This is a genomic window from Mycetocola spongiae, from assembly GCF_020424085.1.
Lineage (GTDB): Bacteria > Actinomycetota > Actinomycetes > Actinomycetales > Microbacteriaceae > Mycetocola > Mycetocola spongiae.
The window spans coordinates 2,253,661-2,271,304 of sequence record NZ_CP080203.1 but is presented as its reverse complement, the minus strand read 5'-3'; the positions used below and the strand labels follow the sequence as shown (position 1 = coordinate 2,271,304).

Sequence of the window (17,644 nt, the reverse complement as noted above, 5' to 3'; positions counted from 1 at the left end):
GTGATTCACACGGCAACCAGGTGAGAGCCCGGCCGTTCCGGGCAAAAAACTCACCCCCATCATCAAAAAAACGGCGCGGAACCCTCCCCCATTCACGCGCCGCACGGAGAACACGTTGACCGAAAGCATCACCCCCGAGTCCGCTCGGGTCGCTGCCGAGGTACCGCCTACCCGCCGGAGCCTGCGCGAGGCCGCCGCACGGCGCGCCGCCGAGGAGGCGGCTTCGCTCCCGGCCCCCGCCGTGGCACCGATCCTCGATACCTCCGTGCTGCACCCCGCGCCCGCGGAGAGCCCCGCCGCCCCGGTTCTGCAGAGCGCGCCCGCGGACGCCCCCGTGCTCGACGCCGCGGCGGTACACCCCGCGGATGCCGCGGTCACCCCGTCGCTCGCCCGCCGCTTCCGCCGCGCAACCCCCGATGCCAGCGCCCCCGCCGCCCGGGCCACGGCCACCGCCGAGCCCCGCGTGGACGCCGCACCCGCCGTCGCGGCCGAGGCCCCCGCGGAGGAGCCCCGCACCCGCACCGCCTCCCCCACGGATCCGATCCTGCTCTCGCTGCCCTTCCCCGAGACCACCGGCCCGATCCGCACCCAGTCCTCCGCACCCACCGAGGAGGCCACCCACGAGGCCCCCTCCCGCGGCCGCCGCGCACCGCGCCGCGCCGCCGGTCGCCGCGCCAGCTTTGTGGCCGCACCGCGCGAGCCCCGCCGCCGCATGCGTTCCACCGTGATCGCCGCCCTCATCGTTCCGGCACTCTTTGGCACCGCGGGCCTGCCCGCCTTTGCCACCACCGATAGCGCCCAGGCCTCGAGCGACGGCGTGATCGTAAGCACCTCCGCCACCGCGCTGATCCGCGGGGAGGTCCGCCCCGCGCAGTCCCTCACCGTGAGCGATACCGTGTCCGCCGAGGTCCTCGATCGCGGCAGCTATTCCACCGCCAACGGCGCACTGAAGCCCTCCGAATACGATAGCCTCACCGCCCTCGGCGGCTATTCGGGCCCGTCCTCGCAGGGCTGGTGGCGTCCGCTTCCCGGGCCGATCACCTCGCCCTATGGCCCCCGTAACCTCATCTGCAATAGCGTGGGTTGCTCCAATAGCTTCCACGAGGGCATGGACTTCGCCGGCTCCTCGGGCACCCCCATCCGCGCAATCGCCGATGGCGTGGTGACCTTCGTGGGCAATGCCGGAGCCTATGGCAACCGCGTGATCGTGGACCACGGCGAGGGTGTTTCCTCGGTATATGGCCACCTGCTCACCGGCTCGGCCAAGGTGGCCGTGGGCGATACCGTCCAGGGCGGCACCGTGATCGCCGGCGTCGGGGCCACGGGAGTGGTCAGCGGTCCGCACCTCGACCTGAAGATCGAGATCTTTGGCGAGATGACAGATCCCGCCGCCTTCCTGCGCAGCAAGGGCGTTCCCGCCGTCTAACCCAATCCCGGTCCGAAAAAGCACGTCGGACCGTCCGGATGGGGGCGTCGTTTTCCGCACCCATTTACCCAAAAACCCGCGTGATTACGCGGGTTTTTTGTTGTCGCTTTAGATATCGAATCTAATCTAGACCAAGGTTTGTTTTCCCCCGGCCCGTTTTGACTGTCGCCTATGCCACGATCGGGGCATAGGGAGAGTGCCGCCGCGATGACACGTGAGAAGAGGCTTTTCCAGCTCATTACTCACAGAAAACAGGGATATGAAACCTCGTCCATCATCCATGCGCCGCGGGATCGGGGCGCTCGGCGCCGCGGGCATCGCACTGCTCGCCGCCGGCCTGGTTCCGCTCACCGCGGCCCCGGCCCCGGCCTCCGCCGCACCGGGCACCCCCGCACACGCCGTGCAGGATCTTGCCTATTGCTCCAATAATTCGCTCGACCGCGGGATCGGCGTCTCCAGCCCCGCCGTGGCGCTGCCGTTCCCCATCGGCTATTTTGGCCAGACCCATAACGAGCTTTACGTGAACTCGGTGGGCAGCGTCTCCTTCGGGTCACCGGTGACCGAGCCCGGCTATGACGACGGCGTGGGAATTTCCGAGTGGCACTCCGAGCAGATCGCACCGTTTTACTCGCTGCTGGACACCTCCATCGCCGGTTCGGAGGCCATCACCTATGGCGCGAGCCCCGATGGCTCGACGTTCTGCGCCAACTGGGTCGGCGTCGCCGCGGGGGACCGCTATGACGCCATGGGTATACCCGCGGGAACCAACTCCTTCCAGCTCCTCATCCGCGATCGCTCCGCCCTGCCCGGCGGCACCGTCGGCGATGTGGACGTCACCTTCAATTACGACTCAGTGCAGAGCGCCGGGGCCCACGACGGCTTCTTCCGCGGCTTCGCGGGCATGATCTCGCATGATGAGCCCAATGCCATCTGGCGCACCGCGCTTCCCGGATCCGGTGTACTGATCCCCGCCCCCGAAAACGCCGGGCTCCCCCAGGAGATCTCCGTCCTTACCGACGGCCAGGAGTGGGCCCTGACCGCGGGGAGCCTGAACTCCCCCGGCACCCTCGGGCGCTATACGTTTAACCTGCGCGCGGGTCAGCTCCCCACCCCCTCCGGCAGCCTCAGCGGCACGGTCCGGGATGACCGCGGGCGTCCGATGCCCGGCGCCATCGTGCAGGCCAGCCCGAGCCGCTATAACGGGAGCTATAACATGGTCACCACGGATGCCCAGGGACGCTACCTGCTCCCAAACCTCGAAGGTTCCCAGCTTGTGATAGCAAGCCCCGCGCCGAATACCAGCTATCTCTGGCCCAAATCCGTACAGGTCTCGATTCTGCCCGCGGAGCAGAAGACGGCGGATATTCAGCTCCCTCGCCCGAACCGCGTTCCGCCCGAGGGCACCACCCTGACCAAGCTGGACGGCACCCTCGTAGACTCACCCAAGTGGCGCGAGGCCACGATCATGACCGTGACCGCCTGCTCGTCGGGCAGCGTAAACTTCGGGATTTACGCCCCTAACGGGCGGAGGGTCTGGTCTGACAACATGGTGCCGGACACCCAAAACCGCGGGCTCTATCGGGCAACGATTCCCGCCACGATCGACCTCGAAAGCTACGGACCCGTAGAGCTGCGAATCACAAAGCTCTGCCCGGGTGAGCTGGGCGTGACGACCACAACCGACCTGTATATCGACCCGAGCGGCACCATCGTGGATACCGCCGATAAGCCGGTGGCCGATGCCACCGTGACCCTGCTGCGTGCCGATAGCCCCGAGGGCCCCTTTATCGCCGTGGAGGAGGGCAGCGCCCTGATGTCGCCCAACAACCGGAAGAACCCCGATGTCACGGGAACCGACGGCGCCTTCGCGTGGGACGTGATGGCCGGCTATTACGTGGTCGAGGCCAGTGCGGAATCCTGCCACGCACCCGGCAGCACCGAGGCCACGGTCCGCACGGATGTGCTCCCCGTGCCGCCCGAGCAGCTGGACCTCAAGCTGGTCCTCGAATGCGCCGAGCCGGGAGAGGTCATCATCGACCCCGCACCCGAGACCACCCTGGCGCTCGAACTCGGCAGCGATTCCGTCCTGCCCGGGGCCGAGCTGGCCCTGACCGGCAGCGGCTTCGCCGCCGGCGAGGAGATCGCGATCTGGCTGCACTCGACCCCCGTGGTCCTGGCCACCGTGACCGCCGATCCCGCGGGTGCCGTAGCCACCACGGTCACGATTCCCGCCGATGCCGCCGCCGGTGCCCACCGCGTGGAGCTGCGTGGCGTCACGAGCGGCTCGGTTTTTGCCGCCCTGACCGTCGCCGACCCGGCCGGTAGCAACCCGGCCGGCGCTCTCCCGGAGGCCGCCAAGCCTGCTCCGGGGCTCGCGTCCACCGGATCGGATATGCTCCCCGCGGCCGCGCTTGCGCTGCTGCTCCTCGCGGCCGGAACGGTCTTTACCGTGCGCCGCCGGGGCGCGCGAGCCTAACCGGCTCGGCCCCCTCGGGCGCGGACCCACCGCGCACCCCCTCGCGGGCGGCATCGGAACCCCTACGGTCCCGATGCCGCCCGTTTCTCCGCCTAGAGCCAGTGCTTCTTTTTGAAGATGAGATAGAGCACACCGGCAAAGGCCACCATCAAAAACATGGCAAACGGATATCCCCACGTCCAGTGCAGCTCCGGCATGATCCGAAAATTCATGCCATAAATCGAGCCGATCAGGCTCGGCGCGAAGATGATCGCTGCCCAGCTGGAGATCTTTTTCATCTCCTCGCTCTGGCTCAGGCTCGCCTCCGAGAGCAGCCGGGTCTCGTCGTTCTGGCGCTGGCCGACCAGCGAATAATTCACCGTGAGGGCGCTCTGCAATAGCGTGCGAAATCCCTCCAGGCGCTCCACCACCCGGGTGGCATGATCACTCACATCGCGCAGCCGCCGCCGCGCCTCCACCGGGTTTCCGGTCTCGCCCACGGCATCGTGCATCTCGCGCAGCACCGCGAGCAGCGGCACGGCCGCGCGCTGAAACTCGATCACCTCGCGATTAAGCTGATAGATGCGCTGGGACTGCTCGTGCCCCTCGGCAAACAGGGCGTCCTCGATCTCGTCGATATCGTTTTCCAGCCCCGCCACCACGGGCTCATAATCGTCCACAATCCGGTCCACGATCGCATAGAGCACGGCCCCCGGACCCCCCGCGAGCCGCGCGGGATCGGCCTCCAGCTCGGCGCGAACCGCGGCCAGATCGGGGGTTTCCGAGTGCCGGATCACGATCACAAAATCCGCCCCGGCCACGATATGCACCTCGCCAAACTCCACGCGCTCGCTCTCGTCCAGATAGCGCGCGGGGCGCAGCACGGTAAAAACCGTGTCGCCATAGCGCTCGATCTTGGAGCGCTGATGCCCCAGCTCGGCATCCTCCACGATCAGCTCGTGCAGGCCAAACTCGGCCGCGAGCGATTGCAGCTCGGAGGGCTCGGGACGATAGAGCCCGATCCAGGCCATCGCGCCGGGCCGCGCCCTCAATTGCGCATAGGTCTCCTCGAGGGAGGCGGGGGAGGCTGCACGCGCCCCGTCCACATAGATCGCATTATCAACCATGACCATGAGCCGTCCCCTTTGCCGGCCGCGGTACCGGCCCTCCCGCCACCGTAGCGGCTGTCCCGGCAGGGAAGCGGCTCCCACGCATGACGAACTATTACGCGGGATTGCACCGCGCGTCGCGGCTCTGGTTACCGTGGGCTGTAGAGCCCCTAAAATTTTTCCCCCTATCCACCATCAGTTCAGGAGAACCCCCGCATGTCCGCCAACTCCAGCGCCGCGAGCGTACACTTCCGCGGCATCGGCCGCACCTTCGCCGGTGCGCGTGCGGAGGACGCCCGCCCGGTCATCCGCGATATCGATCTTGCGGTCGCCCCGGGCGAAATCATCGCGATCCTGGGCCCGAGCGGCTGCGGAAAATCCACGCTGCTGCGCATCCTCGGCGGCCTCGACGTGGCCAGCACCGGAACCCTGCTGCTGGATGACACCGCGATCAGCGGGATCAACGCCCGCACCGCGATCGGCTTCCAGGAGCCGCGGCTGCTGCCCTGGCGCACCGTGCGCGCCAATGTGGCCCTCGGGCTGCCGCGCGGCACCCCGCGCGCCGAGGGTGCCGCGCGCGTGAACCGCCTCCTCTCGCTGGTGGGCCTCGCCGATTTTGCCGATCACCGCCCGCGCGAAATCTCCGGCGGCATGGCCCAGCGCGCCTCGCTGGCCCGCGCCCTCGCCCGCAACCCCGGGGTGCTTGCGCTGGACGAACCCTTCGGCGCGCTGGACGCCCTGACCCGGCTTAATATGCAGGACCTCCTGCTGGATATCCACGGCGCGGAACCCGCCACGATCCTGCTGGTCACCCACGACGTGGACGAGGCACTCCAGCTCGCCGACCGGGTGATCCTGCTGGGCCACGAGACCGGCACCGCGGGTGCCGTAATCACCCAGGAGATCACCGTGCCCGGCGCCCGCCCCCGCGATCGCGGATCGGCCGAACTCGCCGAGCTGCGCGGCCGCCTCCTGGCCGGCCTCGGCGTCTCCCGCCACGGGCAGAACCGCGGCGATGAGGCCCTCCCCAGCATTCCCCATTTTCCGTACTAAACAGCAAGGACATCCCCGTCATGAAGCTTTCTCGTTTTGCCCTCGCCGCGGTCCTCGCCGCGGGCGCACTTGTGCTCTCCGGCTGTGTGGCCGGGGAAAAGGCCCCCGATGCAGAGTCCGGCGCAGGCTCCGAGGCGAGCGTGCTGAATATCGATTTCGCCACGTATAACCCGCTCTCGCTGATCATCAAGGAAAAGGGCTGGCTCGAATCCGATCTCGCCGCCGATGACGTGAAGGTGAACTGGATCCAGTCCGCGGGCTCCAATAAGGCCAATGCCGCGCTGCTGGCCGGGGCGCTGGACGTGGGCTCGACCGCCGGTTCGGCCGCGCTGCTGAACCGCGCCAATGGCTCGCCGATCGAGGCGATCGTGGTGGCCAATAAGCCCGAGTGGGCCGCGCTGGTCGTGGGTGCCGATTCCCCGATCACCGACGTCGCCCAGCTCAAGGGCAAAAAGATCGCCGCCACCCAGGGTACCGACCCCTATTTTTTCCTCCTGCAGTCGCTTGAGGAGGCCGGCCTGAGCGCCGAGGACGTGACCATCGAAAACCTGCAGCACGCCGATGGCTGGTCCGCGCTGCAGGGCGGCTCGGTGGATGCCTGGGCCGGTCTTGACCCGATCATGGGCACCGCGGTGACCGATGGCGCGCGCTTCCTGTACCGCAATGTGGACTTTAATACGTATGACATCGTGGCCGCGACCGAGGACTTCCTCACGAAGAGCCCCAAGCTGGCCCAGTCCGTGGCCAATGCCTATGCCGATGCCCGCGTCTGGGCGCTGGCCAACCCCGAGGAGACCGCGAGCATCCTCGCCGAGGCCGGTGGGCTCACCCCCGAGGTGGCCACCCAGGTGATCACCGACCGCACCAATTTTGATATCGATCCGGTGCCCGGGGCCGCCCAGAAGTCCGTCCTGACCACCGTGGGCCCGATCTTTGTGGAGATCGACTCGGTGGACACCCAGGACAAGGTAGACACCGCCCTGAAGGGCCTCTTTAACGCCACGTTCGCCCAGAACGCGGTCACCACGGACCGGAAATGAGCACCGCCGCCACCCTCGCCGCACCGCGCCGGACGCTCGCCGCCCGGCGCGGGGTCATCGTCCTCGGCGGGGTACTGCTCCCGCTGCTGATCCTGGCCGCGTGGCAGGTGGCGTCCACGAGTGGGCTGATCCCCAGCTCGCGCCTGCCCACGCCCGCGATGGTCTGGGAGGCCGGGGTCAACCTGGCCGCGAGCGGCAAGCTGGGGCTCTATATTGCCATCTCCCTGCAGCGGGTCCTGATCGGCTTTGCCGTGGGTGCCGCCGCGGGCCTCTTCCTCGGGGCCATCGTGGGCCTGTCCCGCGCGGGCGATATCCTGCTGGCCCCCACGCTCGGGGCCATCCGTGCGGTGCCCTCGCTCGCGTGGCTGCCGCTGCTGGTGCTGTGGATGAAGCTCGGCGAGAGTTCCAAGATCACGCTGATCGCGATCGGCGCGTTTTTCCCCGTGTACACCACGGTCTCCGGGGCGCTGCGGCACGTGGATAAAAACCTCGTGGAGGCCGCGCGCGCGTTTGGCCTCAACGGTGTGCGCCTGTTCACCACCGTGCAGCTGCCCGCGGTAATCCCCGCGGTGATCTCGGGCCTGCGCCTCGCGCTCGCCCAGGCCTGGCTTTTCCTCGTGGCCGCCGAGCTGCTCGGGGCCTCGATGGGGCTCGGCTATCTGCTCAGCGAATCCCAGGGCAACGGGCGGCTGGATCGGATTTTCCTCGCGATCATCCTGCTGGCCGTGATCGGTAAGCTCACCGATGCCCTGGTGGGCCTGCTCGGCCGCTGGGCACAAAACCGCTGGACCTAAGATCCGTCCCCCGGCGGATGTCGCCGCGGGCCGCGCTCACTAGGCTGAGGGGATGAACCGCTCCAGCCTCGTCTTTGATCGCGCGCTCGCGGCGATTTTATCCGTATGCGGTGTCCTGAGCCTGGTGCTGTTTATGCAGATGGGTTTTGTCAAGGATCCGCCGCCGCTCTGGGCCAGCCTCATCTGGTGTCTGGTCATGACCGTGCCGCTGGCCTGGCGGCGGGTCTATCCCGGCAGCGTGCTCCTGCTCGTCTCGGCGGCCTTCATGATCGGCGGCAGCGCGCGCGTTCCCGAGACCCTGATCTCCAATGTGGCGCTGTTTCTGGCGGTATATACCGTGGGGGCCTGCGTGGCCGATCGCCGGCGCGCGTTTGCGCTGCGCGCCCTCGTCATCATCGCGATGTTTATCTGGCTCATCGTGAACCTCTTTGCCTCGGCCACCGATCCCGCGCTGCTGAAGGTGTATTCGGGGGCCGGGGCGCTCTCCCCGCTCCTGGCCTTCCTGCTGGTGCAGCTGCTCACCAATCTGCTCTATTTTGGCGGCGCCTATTTTATGGGCGACCGGGCCTGGGCCGGGGCCGAACAGCAGCGCGCCCTCGCGGCGAGCTCCGAGGAGCTGCGCCGCGAGCGCGAGCGCACCGCCGCGCAGGCCATCGAGCTTGAGCGCCTGCGGATTGCGCGCGAGCTGCACGATGTGGTGGCCCACCACGTCTCGCTGATGGGGGTGCAGGCGGGGGCCGCGCGATTCACGCTGGAGAGCGATCCGGACGTGGCCCGCGACGCGCTGAGCGGGGTCGAGGCGAGCGCCCGCTCCGCGATCGAGGAGCTGCGGGTATTGCTCGGCACCCTGCGCCGCCCCGAGGCCGAGCGCCCCGATACCGAGTCCAATTCCACGGTGGGCCTCGCCGCGCTGCCCGCGCTGGTGCAGGAAAACCGGGTGGCCGGGCTCTCCACCCGCCTGGAGACCCTGGGCGAGGAATATCCGGTGGAGACCCTCACCGGCTTTACGCTCTACCGCGTGGCCCAGGAGGCGCTCACCAATGTGCGCAAACACGGCGGCCCCACCGCGACCGCCGATCTGCGCCTCCGCTATCTGCCCGCGGGCCTGGAACTGGAGGTGGGCAATACCGGTTCGGCCCCGCGCGCGGGGCTTGGCACGGGCCTGGGCCATCTCGGCATGCGCGAGCGGGTCGCGGCACTCGGCGGCGAGATTGAGCTGGGGCCCAAGCCGCGCGGCGGATATCTGGTGCGGGTCTTCCTGCCGCGCATAATCGGTGCGACCACAGATAGTCCCCCGCTGTCCGGCGGGACCGAGCCCGCTCCCGGCCCCGCTAACGTGGGACTCACCCGGCCACCAACCGAAGGACCGTCCGCATCATGACCGCCACCCCCACCCGCATCCTTCTGGTTGATGACCACGAGATGGTCCGCGCCGGCTTCCGCATCATCCTCGGCTCCCAGCCCGATCTGGAGATCGTGGCCGAGGCCGCCACCGGGGCCGAGGCCCTGCTGCGCGCCCGCGAGACCCACCCCGATGTGATCTGCATGGACGTGCAGATGCCGGATATGGACGGGCTAGAGGCCACCGCCCTGATCACGGCCGATCCCGCGCTGCGCGCCGCGGTGCTGATCCTCACCACATTTGACCGCGACGACTATCTCTTTCGGGCGCTGCGGGCCGGCGCCGCGGGGTTCCTCCTCAAAAACTCCACACCCGAGCAGCTGATCGAGGCCGTGCGCGTGGTCTCCCGCGGCGATGCGCTGCTCGCGCCCGAGCTCACCCGGCGGGTTATCTCCCGCTTTGCCGAGACGCCCTCCTCCCCGGCCGCCCCGGCAACACCCCCCGCCTGCCTCACCGAGCTCACCGACCGCGAGCGCGAGGTCCTCGGGCTGGTGGCCCGCGGCCTGAGCAACCTGGAGATCGCCACGCGGCTCTTTGTGGGCGAGGCCACCGTGAAGTCTCACGTCTCCAAGGTGCTGCAAAAGCTCGGGGTGCGCGATCGGATCCAGGCCGTGGTGTATTCCTATGAGCACGGAATTATTGTGCCGGGTGGCCTCGAAACATAGCGGGTCGCCCCGATCACTGGGTAGCGTGGGCCCATGGACTTTAGATATCTCGGAAACAGCGGTCTCAAAATCTCGGAGATCATTTTTGGCAACTGGCTCACGCATGCCTCGCAGGTGGAAAACGATATCGCCACCCGCAGCGTCCGCGCGGCCCTCGACGCCGGCATCAGCACGTTTGATACCGCCGATACCTATGCAAATACGGCGGCGGAGACCGTGCTGGGCGATGCCCTGCGCGGCGAGCGACGCGAGTCACTGGAGATCCTCACCAAGGTGTACTGGCCCACCGGCCCCAAGGGTCATAACGACTCCGGGCTGAGCCGCAAGCATATCTTTGAGTCGATCAACGGCTCGCTGCGCCGCCTCGGCACCGATTATGTGGACCTCTATCAGGCCCACCGCTACGATTATGAAACCCCGCTTGAGGAGACCATGCAGGCCTTCGCGGATATCGTGCGCCAGGGCAAGGCCCTGTATATCGGCACGTCGGAGTGGAACGCGCAGCAGCTGCGCGAGGGTCAGGCCCTCGCGAGCGAGCTGGGTTTCCGGCTGATCTCCAATCAGCCGCAGTACTCCGCGCTATGGCGCGTGATCGAGGCCGAGGTGGTTCCCGCCTCGGAGGAGCTGGGGATCTCCCAGATCGTCTGGTCCCCCGTGGCCCAGGGTGTGCTCTCGGGCAAATATGTGCCCGGGCAGGAGCTGCCCGCGGGCAGCCGCGCGACCGATGAGAAGGGCGGCGCAAATATGATTAAGAACTATCTGCGCGAGGACGTCCTCACCGCCGTGCACACAGGTTTTGCGCCGATCGCCGCCGATCTGGGGCTGACCCCCGCGCAGCTTGCGGTGGCCTGGGTTCTGCAGAATAAAAATATTGCCGGCGCGATCGTGGGGGCCTCCCGCCCCGAGCAGGTCGCCGATAACGCGCGCGCCTCGGGTGTGGTGCTGGAGCCCGCCGTGATGAACGCAATCGATGTGGCCCTGCACCCCGTGGCCGAGTTTGATCCGGCCAAGACGCTCTCCCCCGAGGTGCGTCCCTCCTAATCGCTGTTCGCGGGCCACCCGTGGGGTGGCCCGCGGGAAGCGGGTCTAGCGCATCATCAGCCCGCCGCCATCCACCATGAGCGTCTGCCCGGTGATATAGCAGGAGGCCTCGCTCGCGAGGAACACCACGGCCGGCGCGATATCGCTCTCGATGTCCCCGATCCGGCCGAGCGGCACCTTGGCCAGGGCGGCGGCGGCCAGCTCGGGATAGGTCTCGGACCACCACTGCACCCCCTCGCTCAGGGCAAACGGGCACACCACGTTGACGCGGATTCCGTCCACGCCCCACTCATTGGCGGCCACGCGGGATACCCCGCGCACGGCCTCCTTGGCCGCGGCATAGGAGCCCTGCAGGGGATCGCCGCTCAGGCCCGCGCCCGAGGCGAAGTTGATAATCGAGCCCGAGGACTGCGCGAGCAGTTCGTGGCACGCCTGCATCAGCGTGAGCGTGGGGGTGAAGCTTGACCCAAAGGCCTGCGCGAGGTTGTCCTCATCCGCGAGCAGCAGCGGGGCGGGGGTCGAGCGGTTGGCATTATTCACGAGGATATCCAGCCCACCAAATGCGGCCACCGCGGCATCGCGGATGGTTTCCGCCGCGCCCGGCACGCTCAGGTCAAGCCGCAGGAAGCGCGCGCGGTCCCGGCCCAGCTCGGCCTCGAGGGCGGCCCCGTTCTCGGCATTGCTATCCACAAAGAGCACGCGGGCCCCCTCGCGGATGAATACCCGGGTGATGCCGCGGCCGATGCCTCCGGCGCCCCCGGTGACGATTGCGACCTTATTGGTTAGTTGCATTGCTCCTCCTGGGATCTGGGTACCGTGCCCGCCGCGGGTAACGGCGGGCGTGGCGTTAACCATGGCACACTGTGCCACTTTGGCGCAATCTGTCAGCAATGCGCTATCCTGGGAGCGTGCACACCCCCGATCCCACCGCGACGCCCCCCGGCGACCTGCGCGAACGCCGCCGCGCCGAGACCGGCGCACAGATCACCGCGGCCGCCCTCACCCTGATCGAACGCGAGGGCATCGAGCGCACCACCGTGGCCGATATCGCCCGCGAGGCGGGGATCTCCCCGCGCACCTTCTTCCGCTATTTCCCCTCCAAGGAGGCCGCGGCCGTAAACGGCCAGATCGCGTTCACCGCCGCGATTCAGGCGCTGGCCACCACCGAACCGGCCCCCGCCTCCGCCCTCGATGCCATCGTGGCAAATATGCGCGCCGGCGCCCCGCTGCTGCCCCAGCTGGAATCCGCATATCGCCGCGTCCTGCTGAGCCTGGAGCGGGAGCGGGGCGATACCCGGGAGCAGCTCTTCCGCATCCGTACGCTGATGCTGCGGCACGCCAGCCTGCGCGCTGCCTCGCTCCTCTACGAGGATAATAACGACCTCCGGCTGGCCCGCGCGCTGAGCGAGCGCCCCGCGCCGGCCGCCGATCTGGACGAGTGCCTGCTGATCGTGCACGCAGCCTCGTTTGCGCTGCGGATCACCTTTGACGAGTGGGTGCGCCGCTCCGGCGAGCTCCCCGCGGTCTCGCTCACCGAGATTTATGACCGGGTGACCTCGCTTCAGCGCCGGGTGCTGGGCGCCTAGCCCGCTTCCGGGTTTATACTCGACTACATGATGTCCCTCAATCGACAGTGGTGGTGGCCGCGCTAGCGGCCTCCCCGATTGAGCCACGCGTTCACGAGGGTAGCTGCACGAGCAGCCGCCCCCGGGGAACGCCATTTTTTTTGCCCCGTCGGCCCGCATCCGGCCCGTGTGGTTTCCCTCCCCTAGGAAAAGGAAAACCCATGACCCCCATCAGCACCCCCGGATTTGCCGCCGCCCTCGCCCGCTCCGAGGCGGTCACCCGCGAGGTGGAGCTGCGCCCCGAACGCTTCCGGGTCCTCACCGGCGAGCGCCCCACCGGGCCGCTGCACCTCGGCCATTATTTTGGCAGCATCGCCGAACGCGCCCGCCTCCAGCGCCTGGGCGTGGACGTATTTTTGGTGCTCGCCGATTATCAGGTGATCACCGACCGCGAGGGCACCGGCAATATCCGCGAGAACGTTCACGGCGCGGTGCTGGACTATCTGGCCGCCGGAATGGATCCCGAGCAGACCACGATCTTCACGCACTCCGCGGTGCCCGCGCTGAACCAACTCCTGCTGCCGTTTTTGAGCCTGATGTCCGAGGCCGAGCTGCACCGTAACCCCACGGTCAAGGCCGAGCTTCAGGCCTCGGGCCGCGCACTGAGCGGGCTGCTGCTGACCTATCCCGTGCATCAGGCCGCGGATATCCTGTTTTGCGGCGGGAACCTGGTGCCCGTGGGGAAGGATAATCTGCCACATGTGGAGGCCACGCGGCTGATCGCCCGCCGCTTTAACGAGCGCTATGAGCCCATCTTCCGCGAGCCCGAGGCGCTGCTCACCCGGAGCCCCGAGGTGCCGGGGCTGGATGGCCGCAAGATGTCCAAGAGCTATGGCAATGCGATCGCGCTCGGGGCCAGCGCGGATGAGACGGCCGCGCTGATTCGCGGCGTGGCCACCGATTCGCGCCGCGAGATCACGTTTGACCCGGGGGCCAGGCCCGGGGTCTCGGCCCTGCTGAGCACCGCGGCGCTGTGCACGGATCGCACCCCCGAGGAGATCGCGGCCGAGGTGGGCGGCGGCGGCTCGGCCGCGCTGAAGGCACTCACCACCGAGGCCGTGAACGAGTTTCTTGCCCCGCATCGCGAGCGTCGCGCCCGTATCGCGGCCGATCCCGGCACGGTGCGGGAGGTGCTGCGCCGCGGCAATGAGCGCGCCAACGAGATCGCGGAGGTCACACTGGATCGGGTGCGCTCGGCGATGGGCATGAGCTACTAGGCCCGCCGCGGGGTCCGGGCCGCGGCCCGGACCCCACGCCCTAGCCGGCGAGCGCGGAAATAATGGCCGCGGCGAACGCGTCCACATCCCCCTCGGTGGTATCAAATGCGGTCATCCAGCGCACCTGCTCGGTCGCGGCATCCCAGTCGTAGAAGCGGAAATCGGCGCGCACCCGATCGGCCGCGGCCGCGGGCAGCGAGGCAAAGAGCGCGTTGACCTGCGTGGGCTGGGCGAAGCTCAGCCCGGGCGCGCGGCCCTCGGCAATGGCCCGATCCAGCGTGCCACGCAGCCGCGCGGCCATCGCATTGGCATGCGCCGCGCTGCGCAGCCAGAGGTCACCCTCAAGCAGCGCGATCAGCTGGGCCGAGACGAAGCGCATCTTGGAACCCAGCTGCATGTCCATCTTGCGCAGATAGTCCACGCCGCTGGCCGAGTCAGGGTTCAGAACCAGCACGGCCTCGCCAAAGACCAGGCCGTTTTTGGTGCCGCCGAAGGACACCGTATCCACCCCCGCATCGGTGGTGAACGCGCGCAGCGGCAGATCCAGCGCGGCGGCCGCATTGGCCAGCCGCGAGCCGTCCACGTGCACGCGCATATTTTGGGCGTGGGCATACTCGGTGATCGCGGTGATCTCCGCGGGTGTATAGAGGGTGCCCAGCTCGGTGGACTGCGTGATCGAGACCACATGCGGCTCGGCCCGGTGCACATCGCCGAAGCCCCAGGCCTCGGTGGCGATCAGCTCGGGGGTGAGCTTGCCATCCGGGGTGGGAACGGTCAGCAGTTTCAGCCCGCCGATGCGCTCGGGGGCCCCGCACTCGTCGTTATTAATATGGGAGGTTCCCGCGGCGATCACCGCGCCCCAGCGCGGCAGCATCGCCTGCAGGCTCACCACATTGGCCCCGGTGCCGTTAAAAACCGGGAACGCCCGCACCCCCTCGCCAAAATGCCGGGCGAATACCTCACCCAGGTGTTCGGTATAGAGGTCGTCGCCATAGGCGGGCTGATGACCCCCGTTGGCCGCGGCGAGCGCCGCCAAAACCTCGGGATGCGCCCCCGCATAATTATCGGAGGCGAAGTGGCGGACGGAGGCGTTGTGCAGGGTGGTCATGATTCCATGAAATCATGAATTCATGACAACCACCCTTTCCCCCATGCCCAGCGAGCGCCTAGCGTCCTGGATGGACCGCGTTGCCGCGGAATATGAGGCGTCACGCCTCCAGGCCGGGGACTCCCCCGAGGAGGCGCGCACCCGGGCCCAGGCCACGCGCGATAACTATCTGCCGGGCGGCTCCCCGGCCCCGGATCACCTCATTTTTGATGTGCTCGCGGGCGCGGAGCCCGGGGCCGAGCGCGTGGGTTATCTCTGGATTGGCGTGCGCGAGGCGGGCGAAATCGAGAACTGGTGGGTCTGGGATATTGAGATCGACGAGCCCCACCGCGGGGCGGGCCACGGCCGTGCCGCGATGAGCCTGGCCGAGCGCGCGGCCGCCGAGCACGGGGCGCTCACGCTGGGCCTGAATGTATTTGGATATAACACCGCCGCGCGTGGCCTCTATGAATCGCTCGGCTATGACGTGACCGCGCTGCAGATGCGCAAGGACGTCGCCTCCGCCTAAAAAAATACGGCCATCCTTCCGCGGGAGGATGGCCGTATTTTGCGCCGCTTAGCCGCGCAGGGCGTCCGTGAGTTTCATGGTGCCCCCGGTGTGCAGCAGCGAGGCCCGATAGATGCGCGCCGCGAGGCCGATCACCAGCACCGTGCTGATCAGCAGGATCGCGAGCGAGAGCACGGGCTCCCACCACTGGGCCTCGCCCGAGAACATCCGCACCGGCATGCCCACCGCGGCCGAGAACGGCACATAGGACATCACGGTCATCACGGTCTCGTTGTTATTAAAGGCGATCACCGCGATATACGGGATCATGATCAGCGTGGTCACCGGCATCACGGCGGTGCCCACATCCTCCTGGCGCGAGACGAGCGAGGCGAAGGCCGCAAACATCGAGGCCAGCAGCACAAACCCAAAGACAAAGAAGATCACAAACCAGAGGATCGGCGCGCCGATTCCCTGCAGGAGTGCGTCCTGGCCGGTCACGGTGAGGCCAATCACGGCGATCGCCGCGATCAGGGCCACCTGCGCAAAGGCGAGCAGGGAGTTGCCCAGCACCTTACCCGCGAGCAGGGCCCGCACCGAGACCGTGGAGATGAGGATCTCGACCACGCGCGTGGATTTTTCCTCCACCACCGACTGTGCCATCGCGGTTCCAAATGTGACCGCGGAGAACATAAAGATGATGCCAAAGGCGATCGATACAAAATAGCGCAGCATCTGGTCCATGGAATCGGGCTGCAGAAGCTCCACCGTGGGGGTCAGCGTGAGTGCCGAGACCAGCGAGCCGGGGACCTCGCTCTCCCCGATCACGGTGAGACCCTCGGTGCCCGCAAGGACCGCGGCGTCCGCCTCCTCCGAGCGCACCCGATCGCGCGCCTCCTCCGCGTCGGCCACCACGGTGATATTAAATGCGGCGGGGTCGAGGTCAAGCTGCGCGGAGACCTCGGCGGTGGTGGCCACCCGCACGGCCTCGTCCTCGGAGGCAAATGCTCCCTTGGCGGCGAAACCACTAAAGAGCACGCTGCCGAGGACAATCAGCATCAGGACGCCCGTGGAGATGAGGAATGCGCGCGAGCGCAGCCGGGCGGACATCTCGCGCTCGGCAACCAGCCAGATGACCTGACCGGTGCCGGCGGTGGGGGTGGTGGTAGGGGTGCTCATTAGATGACCTCTCGGAAGATCTGCGCGAGTGTGGGACGGACGGGGGTGAAGGAGGCGACGGGCCCGCGCGCAAGCGCCCCGCGCAGGACCTCCTGGGCGAGCTCGGGCGTTGCCGCCTCAAACTCCACGTTGCCGGCATCAAAGCCCAGCACGGAGACTCCGGGGAGATCGCGCACCCAACCTGAATCGGCGGCGCCCTCCAGGACGTAGCGGTTGCTGCGGTGCTGCTCTCGCAGGGCCTGCGCGGACCCGGAGGCGCGCACGGTTCCGCCGGCGATGATCACGAGGTCGTCACAGAGCCGCTCAACGATATCCAGCTGGTGGCTGGAGAAGAGCACGGGCACGCCGGAATCGGCGCGTTCCTTCAGCACGGAGACCACCACGTCCACGGCGATCGGGTCGAGGCCCGAGAACGGCTCGTCGAGGACCAGTGCGATGGGATCGTGCACAAGCGCCGCGGCGATCTGCGCGCGCTGCTGGTTTCCGAGAGAGAGGCTCTCGAGGTTATCGCCCGCGCGCTCGGTGAGCCCGAGCTGCCCCAGCAGGGTCTCGGTATTGGATTTGGCCCTGGCGGCGCTCAGGCCGTGCAGGCGGGCCAGATAGGTGATCTGTTCGGCCACACGCATCTTCGGGTAGAGCCCCCGCTCCTCGGGCATATACCCAAACCCGCGGCGGTCCTGCTCGGTCACGGGGGTGCCGTTTAGGAGCACATCGCCGCCATCGGCGCCCAGCACGCCCAGCAGGATTCGCATCGTGGTGGTTTTTCCCGCACCGTTGCCGCCGACAAAACCTGTCATCCGGCCGGGTTCAATCCGGAAGGTGATGTCATCAAGCACCCGCCGCGTGGCGTAACTCTTGGTGATGCCGCGTAGTTCCAGCATGTATCCGGCCTCCTGAGGTCTGTGTGGATGATTCCAGAATAGGGAGCGCCCACCCCCGGGCGAATCCGCCCCGGGAGGGGTTTTGCCCTCCCCCACACGGGGGAGACCGCGCCGCCCTGCCCCGGATTCGCAAAAAAGACACCTGTTCAGGGCTCATTTTTG

Annotated in this window: 16 protein-coding genes; 11 read left to right on the top strand and 5 right to left on the bottom strand. The window is 67.8% G+C overall.

All coding sequences use genetic code 11. From position 1 onward, the window contains the following. Positions 1-115: 115 nt before the first annotated feature. Together KXZ72_RS10375 and KXZ72_RS10370 are read left to right on the top strand one after the other, a co-directional pair. Entirely contained in the window at positions 116-1,426 is a 1,311-nt protein-coding gene (locus tag KXZ72_RS10375; RefSeq protein ID WP_226080858.1) for a M23 family metallopeptidase, read from the top strand. 259 nt (positions 1,427-1,685) lie between these two features. Continuing rightward, entirely contained in the window at positions 1,686-3,902 is a 2,217-nt protein-coding gene (locus KXZ72_RS10370) for a carboxypeptidase-like regulatory domain-containing protein (RefSeq protein WP_226080857.1), read from the top strand. A gap of 92 nt (positions 3,903-3,994) precedes the next feature. On the opposite strand, the gene KXZ72_RS10365 is transcribed toward KXZ72_RS10370, so the two are convergent. Further along, positions 3,995-5,014 (bottom strand): magnesium and cobalt transport protein CorA, encoded by a 1,020-nt coding sequence (locus KXZ72_RS10365; protein ID WP_226080856.1) that lies wholly within the window; start codon positions 5,012-5,014, stop codon positions 3,995-3,997. A 192-nt stretch (positions 5,015-5,206) separates the two neighbouring features. Between KXZ72_RS10365 and KXZ72_RS10360 the strand changes: the two genes are divergently transcribed. From KXZ72_RS10360 to KXZ72_RS10335, 6 genes are read left to right on the top strand one after another with little or no spacing between them, the layout of a single operon-like run. Further along, positions 5,207-6,043 (top strand): ABC transporter ATP-binding protein, encoded by an 837-nt coding sequence (locus tag KXZ72_RS10360; protein ID WP_226080855.1) that lies wholly within the window; start codon positions 5,207-5,209, stop codon positions 6,041-6,043. Between the two features lie 20 nt (positions 6,044-6,063). Continuing rightward, positions 6,064-7,083 (top strand): aliphatic sulfonate ABC transporter substrate-binding protein, encoded by a 1,020-nt coding sequence (locus KXZ72_RS10355; RefSeq protein ID WP_226080854.1) that lies wholly within the window; start codon positions 6,064-6,066, stop codon positions 7,081-7,083. Beyond that, the gene (locus KXZ72_RS10350) at positions 7,080-7,877 is read left to right on the top strand and encodes an ABC transporter permease (RefSeq protein ID WP_226080853.1); all 798 of its coding nucleotides are present in this window, start codon (positions 7,080-7,082) and stop codon (positions 7,875-7,877) included. The genes KXZ72_RS10355 and KXZ72_RS10350 overlap by 4 nt, the downstream gene beginning before the upstream one ends. 52 nt (positions 7,878-7,929) lie before the next feature. Then, a complete protein-coding gene (locus KXZ72_RS10345) occupies positions 7,930-9,258 on the top strand; it encodes a sensor histidine kinase (RefSeq protein WP_226080852.1) in 1,329 nt (442 codons plus the stop codon). Next, positions 9,255-9,944, top strand: coding sequence for a response regulator (locus KXZ72_RS10340; protein WP_226080851.1), 690 nt, complete (start codon positions 9,255-9,257; stop codon positions 9,942-9,944). Before KXZ72_RS10345 ends, KXZ72_RS10340 begins: the two co-directional genes overlap by 4 nt. Positions 9,945-9,977: 33 nt before the next feature. Continuing rightward, positions 9,978-10,985, top strand: a complete 1,008-nt coding sequence (locus KXZ72_RS10335; protein WP_226080850.1) for an aldo/keto reductase family protein — start codon at positions 9,978-9,980, stop codon at positions 10,983-10,985. Between the two features lie 45 nt (positions 10,986-11,030). On the opposite strand, the gene KXZ72_RS10330 is transcribed toward KXZ72_RS10335, so the two are convergent. After that, positions 11,031-11,777: an SDR family NAD(P)-dependent oxidoreductase gene (locus tag KXZ72_RS10330; protein WP_226080849.1), complete on the bottom strand. Its 747-nt coding sequence runs from the start codon at positions 11,775-11,777 to the stop codon at positions 11,031-11,033. A gap of 116 nt (positions 11,778-11,893) precedes the next feature. Here KXZ72_RS10330 and KXZ72_RS10325 point away from each other — a divergent pair, with 116 nt between their 5' ends. Together KXZ72_RS10325 and trpS are read left to right on the top strand one after the other, a co-directional pair. After that, complete coding sequence (locus KXZ72_RS10325) at positions 11,894-12,571, top strand: TetR family transcriptional regulator (protein WP_226080848.1); 678 nt, start codon at positions 11,894-11,896, stop codon at positions 12,569-12,571. Between the two features lie 200 nt (positions 12,572-12,771). After that, positions 12,772-13,827, top strand: a complete 1,056-nt coding sequence (gene trpS, locus KXZ72_RS10320; protein WP_226080847.1) for a tryptophan--tRNA ligase — start codon at positions 12,772-12,774, stop codon at positions 13,825-13,827. Between the two features lie 40 nt (positions 13,828-13,867). Here the strand turns inward: trpS and KXZ72_RS10315 are convergent, their stop codons facing one another. Continuing rightward, entirely contained in the window at positions 13,868-14,935 is a 1,068-nt protein-coding gene (locus KXZ72_RS10315; protein WP_226080846.1) for a threonine aldolase family protein, read from the bottom strand. A 22-nt stretch (positions 14,936-14,957) separates the two neighbouring features. On the opposite strand from KXZ72_RS10315, the gene KXZ72_RS10310 reads away from it, so the two are divergent. Further along, complete coding sequence (locus KXZ72_RS10310) at positions 14,958-15,443, top strand: GNAT family N-acetyltransferase (RefSeq protein WP_226080845.1); 486 nt, start codon at positions 14,958-14,960, stop codon at positions 15,441-15,443. A 48-nt stretch (positions 15,444-15,491) separates the two neighbouring features. Here KXZ72_RS10310 and KXZ72_RS10305 read toward each other — a convergent pair whose 3' ends face one another. Together KXZ72_RS10305 and KXZ72_RS10300 are read right to left on the bottom strand one after the other, a co-directional pair. Beyond that, on the bottom strand, positions 15,492-16,601 hold the full coding sequence (locus KXZ72_RS10305) for an ABC transporter permease (RefSeq protein WP_226080844.1): 1,110 nt from the start codon (positions 16,599-16,601) through the stop codon (positions 15,492-15,494). Beyond that, positions 16,601-17,482, bottom strand: coding sequence for an ABC transporter ATP-binding protein (locus tag KXZ72_RS10300; RefSeq protein WP_226080843.1), 882 nt, complete (start codon positions 17,480-17,482; stop codon positions 16,601-16,603). Before KXZ72_RS10300 ends, KXZ72_RS10305 begins: the two co-directional genes overlap by 1 nt. Between the last annotated feature and the right edge of the window lie 162 nt (positions 17,483-17,644).

Coding starts and splice junctions, on each gene's coding strand:
- KXZ72_RS10370 (WP_226080857.1), top strand. CDS start 1,686: ATGAAACCTCGTCCATCATCCATGCGCCGCGGGATCGGGGCGCTCGGC.
- KXZ72_RS10305 (WP_226080844.1), bottom strand. CDS start 16,601: ATGAGCACCCCTACCACCACCCCCACCGCCGGCACCGGTCAGGTCATC.
- KXZ72_RS10355 (WP_226080854.1), top strand. CDS start 6,064: ATGAAGCTTTCTCGTTTTGCCCTCGCCGCGGTCCTCGCCGCGGGCGCA.
- trpS (WP_226080847.1), top strand. CDS start 12,772: ATGACCCCCATCAGCACCCCCGGATTTGCCGCCGCCCTCGCCCGCTCC.
- KXZ72_RS10315 (WP_226080846.1), bottom strand. CDS start 14,935: ATGACCACCCTGCACAACGCCTCCGTCCGCCACTTCGCCTCCGATAAT.
- KXZ72_RS10360 (WP_226080855.1), top strand. CDS start 5,207: ATGTCCGCCAACTCCAGCGCCGCGAGCGTACACTTCCGCGGCATCGGC.
- KXZ72_RS10350 (WP_226080853.1), top strand. CDS start 7,080: ATGAGCACCGCCGCCACCCTCGCCGCACCGCGCCGGACGCTCGCCGCC.
- KXZ72_RS10335 (WP_226080850.1), top strand. CDS start 9,978: ATGGACTTTAGATATCTCGGAAACAGCGGTCTCAAAATCTCGGAGATC.
- KXZ72_RS10310 (WP_226080845.1), top strand. CDS start 14,958: ATGACAACCACCCTTTCCCCCATGCCCAGCGAGCGCCTAGCGTCCTGG.
- KXZ72_RS10340 (WP_226080851.1), top strand. CDS start 9,255: ATGACCGCCACCCCCACCCGCATCCTTCTGGTTGATGACCACGAGATG.
- KXZ72_RS10330 (WP_226080849.1), bottom strand. CDS start 11,777: ATGCAACTAACCAATAAGGTCGCAATCGTCACCGGGGGCGCCGGAGGC.
- KXZ72_RS10300 (WP_226080843.1), bottom strand. CDS start 17,482: ATGCTGGAACTACGCGGCATCACCAAGAGTTACGCCACGCGGCGGGTG.
- KXZ72_RS10365 (WP_226080856.1), bottom strand. CDS start 5,014: ATGGTCATGGTTGATAATGCGATCTATGTGGACGGGGCGCGTGCAGCC.
- KXZ72_RS10345 (WP_226080852.1), top strand. CDS start 7,930: ATGAACCGCTCCAGCCTCGTCTTTGATCGCGCGCTCGCGGCGATTTTA.